Genomic DNA, 17205 nt, shown 5'->3' with positions numbered 1-17205 from the left:
GGGGGAATCAACGTTCCATTTGCGACTTCTCGATCAGTTCGAGCAGCGCGTCGATGGCCTGCTCTTCGGGGATGTTGCGGCGTACCACTTCGCGGCCTTTGTACAGCGTGATCCGTCCGGGGCCGGAGCCTACGTAACCGTAGTCGGCGTCGGCCATTTCGCCGGGTCCGTTGACGATGCACCCCATCACGCCGATCTTCACGCCGACCAGGTGTCCGGTGCGCGCTTTGATCGCGGCCAGCGTTTTTTCGATGTTGTATAATGTCCGTCCGCAGCTCGGGCAGGCGATGTATTCGGGTTTCGAAATGCGTACCCGCGCCGTTTGCAAGATGTCGAGGCTCAGTGCGTCGATTTCGCTCTGCGGGATGGCCGGATTGAGGTTCTCGATCCGAATGGCGTCGCCGAATCCGTCCAGGAACAGCGGGCCGAGATCGGCCGCCGCTTTGATTTGTAAAACTTCCGGATCGCTTTCGTCGTACGTGCGTTGGATAATGACCGGGTTGGTCAGCCCGCGTCCGGCCATCGTCAGCAGCGCGGCCCGCTGCTCGGCGATGCCGTTGAGGTTGTTTGTTTTCAGCAGCACGATGCGTCCCCGGGGAATCCGGTCGACCGTCCGGATATCGGCTTCGAACAGCGTTTCGCGGACGGCGGCCGGGATTTCGCTCCAGATCGCAACCTGTGCGTCGCCGCCGATACCGCCGATTTTTTCGGACGGGCGTTTGCGGTAGCTGTAAGGCGAATACAGGGATTCGTCTACGGCAGGGATCGGCGCATGGTTTTCGCGGCCGGCGAAATAGTCCGCCAGCATCCGCGCCACCGGAATCTCGCGTTCGGGGGCTTCGGTCAGCGAAACGCGGATCGTGTCGCCGAGCCCGTCGGCCAGCAGCGCGCCGATGCCCGCAGCCGACTTGATCCGTCCTTCGCGGTCGTTGCCCGCTTCGGTGACGCCCAGGTGCAGCGGATAGCGCATCTCCTCGGCGCGCATGGCCGCCGCCAACATCCGGTAGGCCTGCACCATCACGCGGACGTTGCTCGATTTGACCGATAGCACCACCCGGTCGAACGCCGCCGCGCGGCAGCGGCGTAAGAATTCCATCGCCGAGGCGACCATTCCCTCGGGCGTATCGCCGTAGCGCTCCATGACGGCCGGGGCCAGCGAACCGTGGTTGACGCCGATACGCAGCGCGGCTCCCCGTCTTTTGCAGATGGCCAGCAGTTCGTCGAACTGACCGCCCTTGTCGTTGAAGTTGCCGGGGTTGATCCGTATTTTCTCGACATGCTCCGCCGCGACGAGCGCCGCCGACGGCAGAAAATGGATGTCGGCCACCAGCGGAACACGGCATCCGCGCCGGTCGAGTTCGGCGCGGATGGCGCCGAGGTTTTCGGCCTCGCGGCGGCCCTGCGCCGTCAGGCGTACGATTTCGCCGCCGGCGGCGGCGATCCGTTCGGTCTGCGCGACCGAAGCGGCGGTGTCGTTCGTGTCGGTATTGGTCATCGACTGGATACGGATCGGGTTGTCGCCTCCGATAGCGGTGTTTCCTATCTGAACGGCAACGGTTTCCCGCCGGCTGTACCGGGTCAGCGAATCGCAAAATTTCTCCATGTAGCGTTTAAATTTTTCGCAAAGTTACGAAACTCTGCCGCAGATTCGGTATCTTTGATCCAAATTCGCGACGGAAGATGGGTTATATTCTCGACAACGACGTCAAGTTTCTCACCGGAGTGGGGGAGCGGCGCGCCCTGCTGCTGCAAAAGGAGCTCGGTATCCGCACGCTCGGCGACCTGCTCTACTACTTTCCGTTCCGTTACATCGACCGCAGCCGCATCTGGCGCATCGGCGAGATCGCCGACGATTCGCTGACTTATATCCAACTCCGGGCACGCATCACCGGTTTCCAGCATGTAGGTTCCGGGCCGAAGAAGCGTTTTATCGCCGTCGTTGCCGACGGTAGCGGTACGGCCGAACTGGTGTGGTTCAAAGGGATCAACTGGATCGAAAAACGGCTCGAAGCGGGGCGCGAATACATTATTTTCGGACGGCCCGCTTTTTTCAACGGCGCGCTGAACCTCGTGCATCCCGAGGTGGAATCCGTGCTCGAACAGGCGAACCGTTTCCATGCCGAAGTGCAGGGAGTGTACAGTACGACCGAAAAGCTGAACAACGGGCAACTGGGCACGAAGGCGATCTATACGCTGATGTGCAATCTGTGGCCGCAGGTCGAGGGACATCTGCGCGAGACGCTGCCCGGGGACGTGATGAGCCGTTACGGGTTGGTGCCGTTGCGCGACGCGCTGTACAACATCCATTTTCCGACTTCGCAGCAGGCGTTGCGGGCGGCCGAATACCGGCTGAAGTTCGAAGAACTGTTCGGCATCCAACTGAATATACTCCGTGAGCAACGCGGTCGGAAAGCCCGTAACGACGGGTTTCTGTTTCCGGCGGTCGGTCGCTTTTTTAACGGTTTTTACAACGAAAAACTGCCGTTCCCGCTGACCGGAGCGCAGAAGCGGGTAATCCGCGAAATCCGGCAGGATACCGTCACCGGCCACCAGATGAACCGGTTGCTGCAGGGCGACGTGGGCAGCGGCAAAACGCTCGTCGCGCTGATGAGTATGCTTCTGGCATGCGACAACGGTTTTCAGGCCTGCCTGATGGCGCCGACCGAGATTCTCGCGACGCAGCATCATGCCACGCTGTTGCGGATGCTCGACGGACTCGGCGTGCGGGTGGAGTTGCTGACCGGATCGACCCGGAAAAGCGAGCGGACGGCGTTGGCCGAAGACCTGCTTTCCGGCGACGTGCATATTCTGGTCGGGACCCATGCGCTGATCGAGGATACGGTGCAGTTCAAAAACCTCGGGTTCGTGGTGATCGACGAGCAACACCGTTTCGGCGTCGAGCAGCGGGCGCGGCTGTGGAACAAAAACCGCCGGCCGCCGCACGTGCTGGTAATGACCGCCACGCCGATCCCGCGTACGCTGGCGATGACATTGTACGGCGACCTGGACGTGTCGGTGATCGACGAACTGCCGCCGGGCCGCAAGCCGATCCGGACACTGCACTACCGCGATGCGCACCGGTTGCAGGTGTTCGGTTTCATCCGCAACGAGATTAAAAAAGGCCGTCAGGTCTACATCGTCTATCCGCTGATCAAGGAATCCGAAAAAATGGATTATAAAGACCTTGAGGACGGTTATGCCGGTATTACGCAGGCGTTCCCGCCGCCGGAGTACGTGACGGTGGTCGTGCACGGCAAGATGAAGCCGGCCGACAAGGACTACGGCATGAACCTGTTCAAGCAGGGCGTCGCGCACATCATGATCGCCACGTCGGTGATCGAGGTCGGCGTCGACGTGCCCAATGCGTCGATCATGGTGATCGAGAGCGCCGAGCGGTTCGGACTGTCGCAGTTGCACCAGTTGCGCGGGCGTGTCGGACGCGGCGGCGAACAGTCGTACTGCATTCTGATGAGCGGCGACAAACTATCGTCCGATTCGCGCAAGCGGCTCGCGGCGATGGTGCGGACGACGGACGGTTTCGAATTGGCCGAGATGGACTTGCAATTGCGCGGTCCCGGCGATCTTTCCGGGACGCTGCAAAGCGGTTTGGCCTTTGATTTGAAGATAGCGTCGCTGGGGAAGGACGGGCAGATCCTGACGTTGGCGCGCGATGCGGCCGAACGGGTGCTGGCCGACGATCCTGAGCTTGCGAAGCCGCAAAACAAGCTGTTATGCGAATTGGCGGCAAAATATGTTTCGAAAAAAGAGACGGATTTCAGCATGATTTCATAACTTTCGGCGCGATTATCCGTTATTTTTAGGACGGAGTACGCGCAGTCGGGTGATTGCGGATCCGGTTACGGAGAATTGAACCGTGGGGAAAATGTTATGAGACGATTTTTTTATCTGTTTGTGTCGGCCGTAGCGATGGCCGTTCAGCTTCGGGCGCAGGATGCGTTCGACGGCAGGGCGTTCGGCGACGGCGAACGGTTGGAATATGCGGTGAGTTACAAAGTGTCGTTCGTGATGACCGACGTGGCCGAAGTGATTATCGCCACGTCTTCGAAGGATTACAAGGGGCAGCAGGCTTTTCAGGTCGATGCGCTCGGCAAGACCTATCCGTTTTACCGTTGGTTTTTCGATTTGAACGATCAGTATGTCAGTATTCTGGATTCCGTAACGCTGCGTCCGCTGGAGTTGCAGACCGAGATCCGCGAAGGCAAGTACCGCTATTCCAGCAGTTTTGTTTACGACTGGGATCAATACGTGGTGAACAATACCTTCCGGAACCATAAGAACGAGAACAGCAACCACAAACAACTGAAGCTCATCGACGGCAGTTACGATGCGCTGGCGCTTTTTTTCAATCTGCGCGGGTCGGATCTGAGCGAGTTGGAGAAGGCCGGCGGAGCCGGGACGATGAACCTTGTGTTGGAGGATACGATCCGCGTGATCCGTTACAAGTTGCTCGGACGCGAGAACAAGAATGTCCGCGGTACCGGGAAATTCCGGACGCTGAAGTTCCGCTGCCAGATGGCCACTTCGACCGGCGAGTCGTTCGAGGACGGCAACGAGTTCACGCTGTGGATCACCGACGACCGCAACCGGATTCCGGTTTACGTCGAGTCGCCGATCCGCGTCGGTTCGATCCGGGCGCGGCTGCTGAAGTACGAAAATCTTAAATACCCGCTGGATAGCAAAATAAATTAAAAAGTTATTATATTTGCAACTGAAAGATATCTTTTGACGTTATGGAAGATTACAATCAACAGCAGCCGTACAATAACCAGGGTTACGGGAATCAGAACTACGGTAACCAAAACTATGGCAACCAGAACTACGGAGGCCCGAATTACGATTACAACAACAATTACGATCCTGGATACGACGGCGGCGGCCCGAACAAGTCGGTCAAAGGATTGAAGATCATGATTATCATCATGGCGGTGATCCTGGTGGCGCTGTCGGCGATCTACTTTATGCAGGTCAAGCAGATGCAAGAGGATTTCGCCATCGAACGGGATACGCTGACCAGTCAGCTCACTTCGCTGCTGAACGATTATGACACGTTGAAAACGCTGAACGATACGCTTTCGGTTCATTACGAGGGCGAACGGCAGAAAGCCGATTCGCTGTTGCAGACCCTGCAGAAGGAGCGCCGTCTGAGCTATGCGAAAATCCGCGAATACGAGAAAAAAATGACCTATATGCGCGAGGTGATGACCGGGTACATCCGTCAGATCGACTCGCTCAATACGATCAATAAAAAGTTGGTCAGCGAAAACAGCTCGATCCGAAAGAAAATCCTGGATTACCGCCTGCGCGCCGAGTCGGCCGAGGAGAAATCGCAGGAGTTGTCGACGAAGGTGCGGCAGGGTTCCGTAATCCGGGCGCGCGACATACGCCTCGTGGCGCTCAGTAAGTCCGACCGCGAAGTGTCGCGTGCGAACCGCGCGGAACGGCTCCGGGTCGATCTGGTGCTGGTAGGCAACGAACTCTCCACGCCGGGCGAGCGGAACGTTTATACGCAGATCATCGGCCCCGACGGCTATCCGCTGGTGAACGGTAGCAACGCGCTGTTCGATTTCGAAGGCAGTTCGATCACCTATTCGGCGATGCGTTCGGTAGATTACCAGAACAATGATCTGAATGTAAGTCTCTTCTATAACGGGCCGGGGATTACCAGCGGAAAATACCAGGTCAAGATCTATACCGACGGGCATATGATCGGTTCCAGCGAGATTTCGCTGCGATAGAAAAGAAGAATAACCATATAGAAACGGGCGGGAAGTCGATACGGCTTTCCGCCTCGTTTTTTGTAGGTTCGTTCGGGGGGGGATACTCGGGAAACAAAGGTCGGGCCGCGGAGGCGGGATATGCGTTGCATCGGTTTTTTCTCCTTTGCAGATGTCTCTGCCCATAGACTTGCCGGGGAAGATCGGAATGCGACGATTCTACGGGAAAGGCGCGGACGATCCTTTCGTTCGGGAGTTCTCGGAACGGACAGGTTTTGTCCGGCCGGCTCGTTTATTTGCCGTCGGCCGGCGTATGTTTCCGGCAGAAGCGTTTTAGAAACACAGGTCGGCGATCGTGAAAGCGGCGTAGCAGACGCTGGCAATGCCGTTCGTCGTTCCGAATGCCAGACCGATCCGGGAGAGGTTCTTCGGAGACACCAGCAGGTGTTGGAAGATCAGCAATCCGACGAACAGTCCCGCGCCGATCCAGTACAGCGTGCCGCCCCCGTAATACAGTCCGGCGACGACGACCGCGTAAACGCTGATCAGGTGCAGCAGAATGCTGATCAGGATGCCTCCCCGTACGCCGAAACGCGCCGGGATCGAGTGCAGCGAATGACTGCGGTCGAACTCGACGTCCTGCAGGGCGTAGATCACGTCGAACCCGCCGCACCAGGTGATGACCAGTCCGGTCAGCAGGACGGGGAAGACGGCTATTTCGCCCGTTACCGCGATGTAAGCGCCCACCGGAGCGATTCCGAGCGCGACGCCCAGCACGATGTGACACCAGGCCGTAAAACGTTTTGTAAAACTGTATCCGATCAGCACCAGCAGTGCTGCCGGCGAGAGGAAAAAAGCCAGCCGGTTGATCCACAGCGCGACGGCCAGGAACAGCGCCGCGTTGACGATCACGAAGATCAGCGCCCGGCGCGGGGTGATCACGCCCGCCGGGATCTCCCGGTTGCGGGTGCGCGGGTTCAGCGCGTCGATCCGCCGGTCGGCATACCGGTTGAATCCCATCGCCGTGTTGCGGGCGAACACCATTGCCAGCAGTACCTTTACGAGCAGCAGCAGCGAAAATTCCGCATCGGTCGTTTGCAGCGCATAGGCGTAGCCGACCAGCGCGAACGGCATGGCGAAAATCGTATGGCTGAACTTGACCATCGAGGCGTATCGGGAAACGGTTTGCGGACGAATCATAAGGGTGTTTTTTTCAGGATTCGCAAAAATAACTAACTTTGCGTAGCTTTAAAAAGAATGTATGAAGAATATCCGGAATTTTTGTATCATAGCCCATATCGACCACGGTAAAAGCACGTTGGCGGACCGTTTGCTGGAGATGACCAAGACGCTGACCGCGCGCGAGTTGCAGGCGCAGGTGCTCGACGATATGGAACTGGAGCGGGAGAAGGGGATCACCATCAAGAGCCATGCGATCCAGATGGAGTATGCCTATCGGGGCGAGAAGTACGTGCTGAACCTGATCGATACTCCGGGGCACGTCGATTTCTCGTACGAGGTATCGCGTGCGATCGCATCGTGCGAGGGGGCGTTGCTGGTGGTCGATGCTACGCAGGGGATTCAGGCTCAGACCATTTCGAACCTGTATCTTGCGCTGGAGCACGATCTGGAGATTATTCCGGTGCTGAATAAGATCGACATGGACGCTGCGATGGTCGACGAGGTGAAGGACCAGATCGTCGACCTGCTCGGGTGCGATCCCGACAGCATTCTGGCCGCTTCGGGCAAGACCGGACAGGGCGTCGAAGAGGTGCTCGGAGCCATTATCGAGCGTATTCCGGCTCCGCAAGGCGATCCGCAGGCTCCGCTGCAGGCGCTGATTTTCGACTCGGTGTTCAATCCGTTTCGAGGCATCATCGCCTATTATCGGATTTTCAACGGCTCGCTGCGCAAGGGCGAGCGTGTCAAGCTGTTCAATACCGGCAGCGAATATTCGGCCGACGAAGTGGGCGTACTGAAACTCAAGATGGCTCCGCGCGACATGATGAGTACCGGCGACGTGGGATATATTATTTCCGGGATCAAAACCTCTGCCGACGTCAAGGTCGGCGATACGATCACTGCGATCGCCAATCCGTGCAAGGAAGCCATCGCCGGGTTCGAGGATGTGAAACCGATGGTTTTTGCGGGACTCTACCCGGTCGAGACCGACCAGTACGAAGATCTGCGCGCTTCGCTCGAAAAACTGAACTTGAACGACGCCTCGCTGACTTACGAGCCCGAATCGTCGCTGGCCCTCGGGTTCGGTTTCCGCTGCGGTTTCCTGGGGTTGCTGCATATGGAGATTATTCAGGAGCGTCTGTATCGCGAATTCAATATGGACGTCATCACGACCGTGCCGAACGTGTCGTACAAGGTGCATACCAGTAAGGGCGAAGTGATCGATGTGCACAATCCGTCGGGGCTGCCCGAACCTACGCTGATCAGTTCGATCGAAGAGCCCTATATTCTCGCTCAGATCATTACGAAAGCCGAGTTTCTCGGCAGCGTTATCAAACTCTGTATCGACAAGCGGGGAACGCTGCTCAACCAGGTTTTCATCACGCAGGATCGTGTCGAGGTTAATTTCGACATGCCGCTGGCCGAAATCGTGTTCGATTTTTACGATAAGTTGAAAAGCATTTCGCGCGGTTACGCATCGTTCGATTATCACCAGACCGGTTACAAACCGAGCAAGCTGGCCAAACTCGACATTCTGCTGAACGGCGAGCCGGTCGACGCGCTGTCGTCGCTGACCTACGTCGATCATGCTTACGATTTCGGCCGAAGGATGTGCGAGAAGCTCAAAGAGTTGATTCCGCGTCAACAGTTCGATATCGCTATACAGGCTGCCATTGGCGCTAAGATCATCGCCCGCGAGACGGTCAAAGCGGTTCGCAAGGATGTGACGGCCAAGTGTTACGGCGGCGATATCAGCCGCAAGCGCAAACTGCTCGAAAAGCAGAAAAAGGGGAAGAAGCGGATGCGCCAAGTCGGTAACGTAGAAGTTCCGCAGGAAGCGTTCCTCGCCGTGCTGAAAATGGATTGACGTTTCGCTCCGGGAAAAGCGGTTTCTTCCGGGCTGTCCGTACCGGCGCCGACGGTTCGTAAACGGGGATGCCGACAGCCGGTTTACCGTTTTTTGAGAAAATGCGTTGTTTTTGTCTGAAAATACTTGCTAAAACGGATAAAAAAACGGATATTTGCAACGCTCAATGCGGAAATAGCTCAGTTGGTAGAGCATCAGCTTCCCAAGCTGAGGGTCGCGAGTTCGAGTCTCGTTTTCCGCTCTTAAAGCCTTGATAAAGAGGCTGCAAAAGACAGAAAAATCCTTATGTATCCATGATATGTAAGGATTTTTTCTTTTTAGGCCCCCGAAAGGAAAAGCAGGAAAAGACCGGGGTACGTAACCTGGTTTATTCCGACTTCAGGTTGTTGACCGGATTCTCGTTGGCTACTTTCCAGGTGCGGTAAACCACGCAGGCGGTGACGATGATGCAAACGCTCAGGCCGCCCGCGATAAAAAACAAAGGGTTCTGCGGAACTTTCTCGGCAAATTGCCGTTGCCAGTATTCCGAAACGAAGTAGGAAATGCCGCAACCCAGCAGGGCTGCCGGGAGGGTTATCCTCAGAATGTCCCCGAGGAAAATCCGGAGAATGGTTCGTACCGATGCGCCGTTTATCTTGCGGATGGCTATTTCCTTGCGGCGGCGGTTGATCTCATCATTCGTATAACCGATTAGGCCGATCAGCGAGATGATTACCGTAATCAGACCTCCGATCGTAACATAGATCCAAAGCATACGCGAACTCTCGTACAGTCCGGCTATTCTCGAGGAGTAAAGCGTCAGCTCCAGTTCCGCATCCGGCATCAATTCTTGCAATCTGGAATCCGCTTTTTCTACGGCTTGCGCCGTCATCCTGCGAAACTTCACGAGCAGGTATCTCGACGGAATGCGCCGATCCTGGCGGCCGTAGAGCATGACGGAGGGCCGATCGTCCAGGTTGCCGGCCAACGATCCGATGCGGTAATTCTCGTATACGCCGCAGATCGTAAAGTCTCTCTGCTCGTGCCCCGTGATCGAGATCCGCTTGCCGACCGCACCGTCGGGCCAATCCGCGAAATCCTTCATCCGATCGACGAAAGAGCGGCTTACCATAATTTCATTGGAATGGGATACTTCTTCCGTAAACGAACGTCCTTCGACGACCGGAATTTCCATCAGGGCCAGAAATCCGTCGCCGACGCGGAAATGATCGGCGATCTCGAAACAGGTCTGGTCCGTGCCGGGTAACATCGCCGCGCCGCCCGGCATTTGGCCGAACGGCAGTCTTATGCAGGAAGACACTTGTTCCACTTCCGGAAGTTTTTCGATTTCGTCGGTCAACATCGTTCGAGCCGTCGAATCCAGATCGGTGACCGCGCAGTAAGCCAGGCGATCGTACGAGTATCCCGGATCGCTGTTCAGCATATGCCGGTGTTGTTCGCCGATTACGATCAGCAGCGAAACCAGCAGCGCCGAGGCCGTAAATTCCATGAACAGCAATCCCTGCTTCCAATGCCGCTGGTTTTCCTTGAAATTGCGGAAGGCGGACGCTACCGGAATGCGGGCGAACAGCATGCCGGGGACGAACCCGGTTACGAAAAATACAATGGCGCAAATGCCCGACAGGATGAAAGCTCCTTTGGAGAAGAACAAGGCGGCAAGCGAAACGTTCAGCAATCCTTCGACGGTGTCCCGGCACGCGAGGATCAGCAGGACGGCCAGAGTGAGCGAAAGAATCATATGTACCAGCGTTTCCGACATCGTCATACGGTGGATGTCGGTCCCGGATGCGCCGTACGATTTAGTCAGGGCGATTTCTTTGCTACGGTTCACGATCGCCGAGATCGCAATCAGGATATAATTCATCACGGCCGTGAACAGCAGCGCGAAAGCGAGGATCGCCAACATGACGGTCATGTTCCGGATATTGGCTTCGCCGGTATGCACTTCCCTTATAGGTTTCAGGAAAAATGCCAATCGGTCGACGCCGGCATTTTGCAGGGCTTGGGGGACGATGTGTTTTTGTTGCATCCGGTCGATGGCCGGACGCAGGGTTTCGGGCGTGACGCCGGGGGACAGAAGCACATAGGTTAGGTAGTGGCGGCCGAACCAGGCCAGGAAGCCTCCGTCGTCCGCTTCCTCCAATGTGACCAATACGTCGTAGCGCAAGTGCGAGTTTTCCGGCGGATCTTCGAATACGCCTCCGATGGTCAGCGTCATCTCCGGTTTGTTGTCGGAAGCGATGACCGTGCCTTCTGCCCGGTCGATTCCTCCGAGCTTTTCGGCGAACGAGCGCGAAATCATCGCATAGCCGGGCCGGGCCAATACCTTTTTCGGATCGCCCGACAGTACCGGACGCGGCAGCACGTCGAACAGGCAACTGTCGGCCATCAGGATGCCGCCGATCGAGTAGCGCCGCTTATCGGACGTTATGAATTTGTTCCTGTCTCCGCCGATATGGGTCAGCCGGGTTGCGGCTTCGATGCCCGGTACTTCCTCTTTCATGGTCGGAGCGACGATTGCCGAAACGGATTCGCTGACCTTCGACTCGTTTTCGTTGCTCGTGTAGCCCGTCAAACGATAGATCCTATCCGCATTCGGATAAAACGAGTCGTAGGATTGTTCGAAATAGATCTTGGCAATCAGTACCAGACCGATGGCCAATCCGATACTCAGCGAGACGATTTTTGTTACGTTATGCCGTCCCCTTTTGAAGAGCGAGCGTATGGCGATGTTCAGATCCCTCATATTGGTCGTCGGTTTTTATTTTTCCGCTTTGGATCCGGCGGAGTGCTTTTTCAATCGATACAGCAATGTTCGAAAATAATGCCGCGATGTGCTAATGTTTGTAATACAGGATTTTATGTTGTGTGGTTCGATCCGGGTGTGTAAAATTAATGGACACTGTTGAATGAATCCTTTACAGATGAGGGCAAAAGAGTGTTAAGAACCTGCTCGGAAGTCGGATGGATTGAAAATGAACGGATGGAAAAACGTGGAGCCTGGAAAGACGCAAGAAACTGGCCGGACTGCCCTCGAAATACGGCGTCGCGGTACAGGAAGACAATCCGTACGGCGAGCTAAGATTCGAAGGAGCGTCTTTGCCGTCGGTAAAGTCTTTCGACACGACCGGCAACGTCCCGTGCACGGGACGTTTTTCTAAAATTTTCTGCCCCGGATTCCGGATCGGCTGGATCGCCGGAGACAAGGACATCATCCGCAAGTACGTCCTGGTTGGTCAAACAGGGAACCGACCTGCAATACGATGGCCCAGATGACCATCGTCCGGTATCTACAACGGTACGACATCGACCGGCATATCGGAAAGATAGTCGAAGTGTACAAAAGGCGCAGGGACGTTGCGGTCGGATCCATCGAACGTTACTTCCCCGCGAACATAAGATTCATTCGGCCCGAAGGCGGACTATTTATCTGGATCGAACTTCCGACAGGGATTTCGGCGCGCGAAATTTTAAACAAATGCCTCGAAAAAAAATAGCTTTCGTTCCGGGCGGCTCTTTTTTCCGAACGAGCATAAAGAGAATATCCTCAGGATCAATTATTCCAATATACCCGGAGACCGGATCGAGAAAGGACTTAAAATCTTCGGGGAGGTCGTCAAAGAATATATCGGCAAATCCGAATGACCTTTTCCGGCGACCGTCCCGGCGCGCAAACCTCGAAAAACGCTCTTCCCGAAGGGAGTTTTTTATTTGCCTTTCTCGCCCGAAAAAGTTCGCAGGTTGCCCTAAAATATCGCGGCGGATCTATTTTAATTAATTTTAAAAACTTATCTTTGCCTCGGAATCGGTTCCGGGGGCGCTTTTCTGTCGTCCGGATTAAAAGGGAATCGGGTGAAAATCCCGGACAGTCCCGCTGCTGTGAAGCTCCGTTTACGCTTTGATCATACGATACCACTGGTTTCGAAAGGGGCCGGGAAGGTTTCAAAGCGGGAGTCAGTCAGAAGACCTGCCGTTCGTAAAAGGCTGTTTTTGCTCGTGGGTTTAGAAAAATAGCGAAAAAAATTATCCTCGTTTTGAGAAATATACGGATGAGAAAGTATGTCAGCGTCGTAGTGGAACTTTTGAACACCGGCACGGCAATGCCGGTTTGTCGGATGTAAAGAGAGGCGGTTATGGAAAAGACATCACAGTATTCGGAAAAACTTTTGCACCGGAAGCTCGACCTGCTGCTGCGTACGGGCAAGCTATTGATGGAAAGCGCGGCGGACACGAGCCGCATCATGCGCAACATGAAACGCACGGCGGCCTACCTGGGACTGCCCGACGAACACCTGCATATTTACATCAACTACAACATGCTGATGGTAAACCTGGGCGACGAAGAACATTCGTTTTCCAAATTCCAGAGTTGCGAAAAACACGGCATCAACATGACTGCTATTTCCGCCGTCAGCAAACTCTCCTGGAGAGCCATCCGCGAGGATTATTCGCTGGAAAAATACGAGGAGGAGCTGGAAAAAATCCGTACCCGCAAACGTAACTACACCCCCTGGCAGGTAGCCGTCGGCGCGGGATTCGCCTGCGGCGGGTTCTGCATCCAGTTCGGTTGCGACTGGCCGGCCTTCTTCTACGCTTCGGTGGCCGCTATCCTGGGGTTCCGTTTGCGTGCGGTGCTCAATGATCTGGGTTCCAATCACTTTATGAATATTGCCGTCGCCGCCTTCGTCTCAACGTTGCTGGCATGGGTTTCCACGTTCATATCGACGCTCGCACTGCCCGGACCGCTCCATGCCGTTCTCCATTCCGATACGCCGTGGCATCCGCTGATGGCCTGCGCTCTTTTCATCGTCCCCGGCGTCCCGCTGATTAATTTTGTAAGCGACATGCTGGATAACTACGTGCAGGTGGGTATCACACGGGCCGTCAATACATTGCTCATCGTGGTCGCCATGTCGTTCGGCATCGCGCTGGCCATCCACGTCTGCGGGATCGACAACTTCGTGAAGGATCTGAGCATGACGCCGCATCACACCTATTTCGAATTCGCCGTAGCGGCCGCCATATCGGCCGTAGGATTTTCGATGATCTTCAATATCCCGCGCCGGTTGCTCTGGGTGGTGGCCGTAGGAGGCGTCATCGCCGTTTGCTCCCGCAACTTTGTCAATCTTGGCCCGAGCAACCACAATATCGGACTGGACATGGGACCGGTGATCGGTTCTTTGGTCGGCTCGGCCCTTATCAGCATCATCGTAACGCGGGCGGTGCATTGGTTCCACACCCCTCACCATTGCCTATCGATTCCCAGCGTCATCCCGATGATCCCGGGCGTGCTGATGTATCGGGCGCTGTTTGCTTTCATCGATATGCGCGGCGTGGTGGGCGAAGTCACCGTAGCGATGAACAATGCCATCCAGGCCTCGCTTATGATCCTTTGCATCGCTATCGGCGTGGCCATCCCGAACATTTTTGCACGCCGCTGGATCACTCCCAAACGTCAAAAACAGTTGAAACTGCTCATCGAGCGGCGCAGGCTGCACGGTAAGTTCGTCAACCTGACGGACATCGGCTAAACGAGAAGACGCGACAGCGGCCGGCCGCCTACAATGCGGTCCCTTTTTTCGGAACGAACAATCCCGACATTTCCGCCCGTTCGAGATTCAGAAGCCGCACTTTCCGCGTAATGCCGCCCGCATAACCCGTCAGGCTTCCGTTGCTCCCGACGACGCGGTGGCAGGGCACGACGATGCTGACGGGATTGTGCCCCACGGCGCCGCCTACGGCCTGCGCCGATACGTTCCGTACTCCCTGTCGCCGGGCGATCTCCCGGGCGATCTCCCCGTAAGTGACGGTTTCCCCGTACGGGATTTGCCGCAGCACGTCCCAGACGGCGAGCCGAAACGGCGAACCTTGTAGGTGCACCGGCGGCGTAAAACCGGGGATGCCGCCGCCGAAATAACAGTCCAACCATTCCCTGACCTGCCCGAATACCGGCAGCATTTTCTCTTCGTGCCGGGCCGACAGCGTGTCGGCAAAATATTTCTGCCCGTCGAACCACAGCCCCGTCAGGCCTTCGTCGTCGGCTGCGATCGTGATCCCGCCGAGGGGCGACCGGTATTTAAAAGTGTACTGCATCGCTGATTTATTTATTGGTTTTCTTCGATTCGATATTAGGCAGAAAGCCCGTTATTACACCCAGCAAAGGCAACAACGTACTGATCTGAAAAATATACTCGATGCTGGTTTTGTCCGCCAGCCAGCCGAAAAAGGCGGAACCGAGTCCCCCCAGCCCGAACATCAGTCCGAAAAATACTCCGGCGATCATGCCGACCTTTCCCGGCATCAGGTCGGTCGCATAGACCAGAATCGCCGAAAACGCCGACGAGATGACAAGGCCGATCACGACCGCCAGTACGATGGTGCAGGCCAGGTTGGCATAGGGAAGCATCAGCGTGAAGGGAGCGGCCCCCAGAATGGAACCCCAGATCACGTATTTCCGTCCGATGCGGTCGCCCAGCGGCCCGCCGAAGAATGTTCCGACCGCCGAAGCCGCCAGAAATGCGAAAAGACAGTACTGCGCCCCCTGTACCGACATCGAAAATTTATCCATCAAAAAGAACGTGAAATAGTTGGTCATACAGGCGATGTAAAAATATTTCGAAAATACCAATACGCCCAGGATAATGAGCGCGGCCCGGATTTTTCGCTTCGTAAGTCCGTGAGCCGGCGCCGCCGCCGTTGCGACGGTCTTGCGTGCCGCTACGGCCAGCCGCCGTTTGTACCAGTTCCCGATCTTAATAAGTATGAAAATAGCCAGCAGCGCGGCCAATGCGAACCAGCCGATCGAAGCCTGACCGAACGGAATCACGATCAAAGCCGCCAACAACGGCCCCATAGCGCTTCCCGCGTTGCCGCCGACCTGAAAGATCGACTGTGCCAGTCCTTTGCGCCCGCCCGAGGCGAGCTGCGCTACCCGCGAGGATTCAGGATGGAAAACCGACGAACCGCAGCCGATCAGGCCGACCGCCGCCAAAATAAAGACAAAGCCGGGGGCTACGGACAGCGCGAGCAGTCCGGCCAGCGTGAAACACATCCCTACGGCTAGCGAGTAGGGCCTCGGATGACGGTCCGCCAGACGTCCGGCGAAAGGCTGCAAAAGCGACGAAGTCATCTGAAAAACCAGCGTGATGACGCCGATTTGTGCGAATGTAAAGCCGAATTTCTCTTTGAGAAGCGGATAGACCGCCGGAATGACGGACTGCATCATGTCGTTGAGCAGATGAGTGGTGCAAACCATCAACAGGATCGGATAAACTGTCCGGTTCATCGGATTACGGAGCGGCCGCGCGCAGGAGGAGTTCGTATTCATGGGTTACGGTTCTTTCAGGATAATGCCGATCGTATGCAGCGCCTTCCGGGCATCCCGGGCGATTATATCCCGTACCAACCGTTCGTGCGTAGGCTGCGATGCGAGAAAATAGCCCGTATCGACGTAAATGTGTTCGAAACCTTTTTGCAGGTGGATGGTCGCCGACCGGTAGAGTTCGTACAAAATCTCGTTGTGCGTAGCTTCCGCCAAAGCGACATGAAACCGGATATCCGCTTCGATACACGCCTCCAACCGCCCCGCCGCTGCCGTCGCGCCGCGTTCCGCAAGGAATCTTTCGATCTTTTCGATATCCTGCTCCGTACGCCGTCCGGCAGCCCGCTCGACGATGGCGACCTCCAGTATTCTCCGCACTTCGTCCAGGTCGCGGATGTCGGCACGGCGGAGACGTTGCGCCATCGGGTCGTCCGCCGCCGCCCGGCTCTCGACAAACGTCCCGGCTCCTTGTTGCACTTTCAGGAACCCCATGTTAACCAGTATCTTCACAGCTTCGCGCACCGTCGAACGGCCGACGCCGAAAATACGCATCAGTTCCGGCTCGGCCGGCAGTTTTTCGCCTACCTCGAATTGCCCGTCCGTAATCCGTTGGCGGAGCCGTTCGGCCAACTCTTCGGCCAGCGATCTTTTCCGTATGACCGAATCCGGTCGCTCTTTCATCATATCATCTGATGTTTCTTGCAAAGATAACCGTTTATTCGGAACCGGAGAATTTTTCCGGTATTTTCCTCCAAAATCATTATAATGGCGGCGGCTCGTTTTCGATAACCGAATGCGAAAAATAGCTTTAAAAGCGAATCCCGGAATCTATACGAAAGAGATGCAGGATGATCCCCAAGGGCTGGGTATCAATGTTTTCTTTGTTGCGGATCGCTGTTGGTAATTTATAGGTTTAGGATGTTTCTTTGTAAGAGACGGCATGGAATAATAAAATACTGTAAACAAGTGTAATAAACAATGAGAGAGTAGCGTTTATACATCATTCAGGATAAGAGATATATAAATTGGGCAATGGGATCGTCGATTCGATAACGTATTCCGAACTTTTCCGGAGTAAATGCTGTTGCGATTTGAAAGTC

The 17205-nt window shown here is 55.9% G+C and carries 11 protein-coding genes, 1 tRNA gene, 1 pseudogene and 1 riboswitch; of the genes and pseudogenes, 7 read left to right on the top strand and 6 right to left on the bottom strand.

Annotated features, from left to right (window positions below):
- Positions 1–7: 7 nt before the first annotated feature.
- The gene (gene ispG, locus GFH31_RS02465; RefSeq protein WP_153498279.1) at positions 8–1603 is read right to left on the bottom strand and encodes a (E)-4-hydroxy-3-methylbut-2-enyl-diphosphate synthase; all 1596 of its coding nucleotides are present in this window, start codon (positions 1601–1603) and stop codon (positions 8–10) included.
- A gap of 77 nt (positions 1604–1680) precedes the next feature.
- Between ispG and recG the strand changes: the two genes are divergently transcribed.
- The 3 genes from recG to GFH31_RS02450 all read left to right on the top strand — a co-directional run bounded on the left by recG (position 1681) and on the right by GFH31_RS02450 (position 5756).
- Positions 1681–3792: an ATP-dependent DNA helicase RecG gene (gene recG / locus GFH31_RS02460; protein ID WP_118657244.1), complete on the top strand. Its 2112-nt coding sequence runs from the start codon at positions 1681–1683 to the stop codon at positions 3790–3792.
- Between the two features lie 96 nt (positions 3793–3888).
- Positions 3889–4710, top strand: a complete 822-nt coding sequence (locus GFH31_RS02455) for a DUF3108 domain-containing protein (RefSeq protein ID WP_070103329.1) — start codon at positions 3889–3891, stop codon at positions 4708–4710.
- 41 nt (positions 4711–4751) lie between these two features.
- Entirely contained in the window at positions 4752–5756 is a 1005-nt protein-coding gene (locus tag GFH31_RS02450) for a hypothetical protein (RefSeq protein ID WP_055205100.1), read from the top strand.
- Between the two features lie 312 nt (positions 5757–6068).
- Here the strand turns inward: GFH31_RS02450 and GFH31_RS02445 are convergent, their stop codons facing one another.
- A complete protein-coding gene (locus tag GFH31_RS02445) occupies positions 6069–6935 on the bottom strand; it encodes a UbiA-like polyprenyltransferase (RefSeq protein ID WP_055205101.1) in 867 nt (288 codons plus the stop codon).
- A gap of 61 nt (positions 6936–6996) precedes the next feature.
- On the opposite strand from GFH31_RS02445, the gene lepA reads away from it, so the two are divergent.
- Together lepA and GFH31_RS02435 are read left to right on the top strand one after the other, a co-directional pair.
- Complete coding sequence (lepA, locus tag GFH31_RS02440) at positions 6997–8784, top strand: translation elongation factor 4 (protein ID WP_101573965.1); 1788 nt, start codon at positions 6997–6999, stop codon at positions 8782–8784.
- Between the two features lie 168 nt (positions 8785–8952).
- Positions 8953–9025 (top strand) — tRNA-Gly (locus tag GFH31_RS02435).
- Positions 9026–9151: 126 nt separating this feature from the next.
- Here the strand turns inward: GFH31_RS02435 and GFH31_RS02430 are convergent.
- Positions 9152–11530: an ABC transporter permease gene (locus GFH31_RS02430; protein WP_055205103.1), complete on the bottom strand. Its 2379-nt coding sequence runs from the start codon at positions 11528–11530 to the stop codon at positions 9152–9154.
- A 239-nt stretch (positions 11531–11769) separates the two neighbouring features.
- Between GFH31_RS02430 and GFH31_RS12940 the strand changes: the two are divergent.
- Together GFH31_RS12940 and GFH31_RS02420 are read left to right on the top strand one after the other, a co-directional pair.
- Positions 11770–12429 (top strand): annotated as a pseudogene (locus GFH31_RS12940) (PLP-dependent aminotransferase family protein); the annotation flags it as partial.
- Between the two features lie 144 nt (positions 12430–12573).
- Positions 12574–12774: riboswitch (cobalamin riboswitch) on the top strand.
- A 143-nt stretch (positions 12775–12917) separates the two neighbouring features.
- Positions 12918–14315: a threonine/serine exporter ThrE family protein gene (locus GFH31_RS02420; RefSeq protein ID WP_055205105.1), complete on the top strand. Its 1398-nt coding sequence runs from the start codon at positions 12918–12920 to the stop codon at positions 14313–14315.
- Positions 14316–14343: 28 nt separating this feature from the next.
- On the opposite strand, the gene GFH31_RS02415 is transcribed toward GFH31_RS02420, so the two are convergent.
- The 3 genes from GFH31_RS02415 to GFH31_RS02405 are packed head-to-tail and all read right to left on the bottom strand — an operon-like array spanning position 14344 to position 16789.
- Positions 14344–14877, bottom strand: coding sequence for a methylated-DNA--[protein]-cysteine S-methyltransferase (locus GFH31_RS02415; RefSeq protein WP_101573993.1), 534 nt, complete (start codon positions 14875–14877; stop codon positions 14344–14346).
- 7 nt (positions 14878–14884) lie between these two features.
- A complete protein-coding gene (locus GFH31_RS02410; protein ID WP_101574042.1) occupies positions 14885–16069 on the bottom strand; it encodes an MFS transporter in 1185 nt (394 codons plus the stop codon).
- A gap of 45 nt (positions 16070–16114) precedes the next feature.
- Positions 16115–16789: a FadR/GntR family transcriptional regulator gene (locus GFH31_RS02405; protein ID WP_228385781.1), complete on the bottom strand. Its 675-nt coding sequence runs from the start codon at positions 16787–16789 to the stop codon at positions 16115–16117.
- Positions 16790–17205 lie beyond the last annotated feature (416 nt).

This window comes from Alistipes sp. dk3624 (assembly GCF_009557455.1).
Classification (GTDB): Bacteria; Bacteroidota; Bacteroidia; order Bacteroidales; family Rikenellaceae; genus Alistipes_A; species Alistipes_A hominis.
Note: the sequence above shows the minus strand (reverse complement) of the source record. Positions and strands in the feature narration are given on the sequence as shown.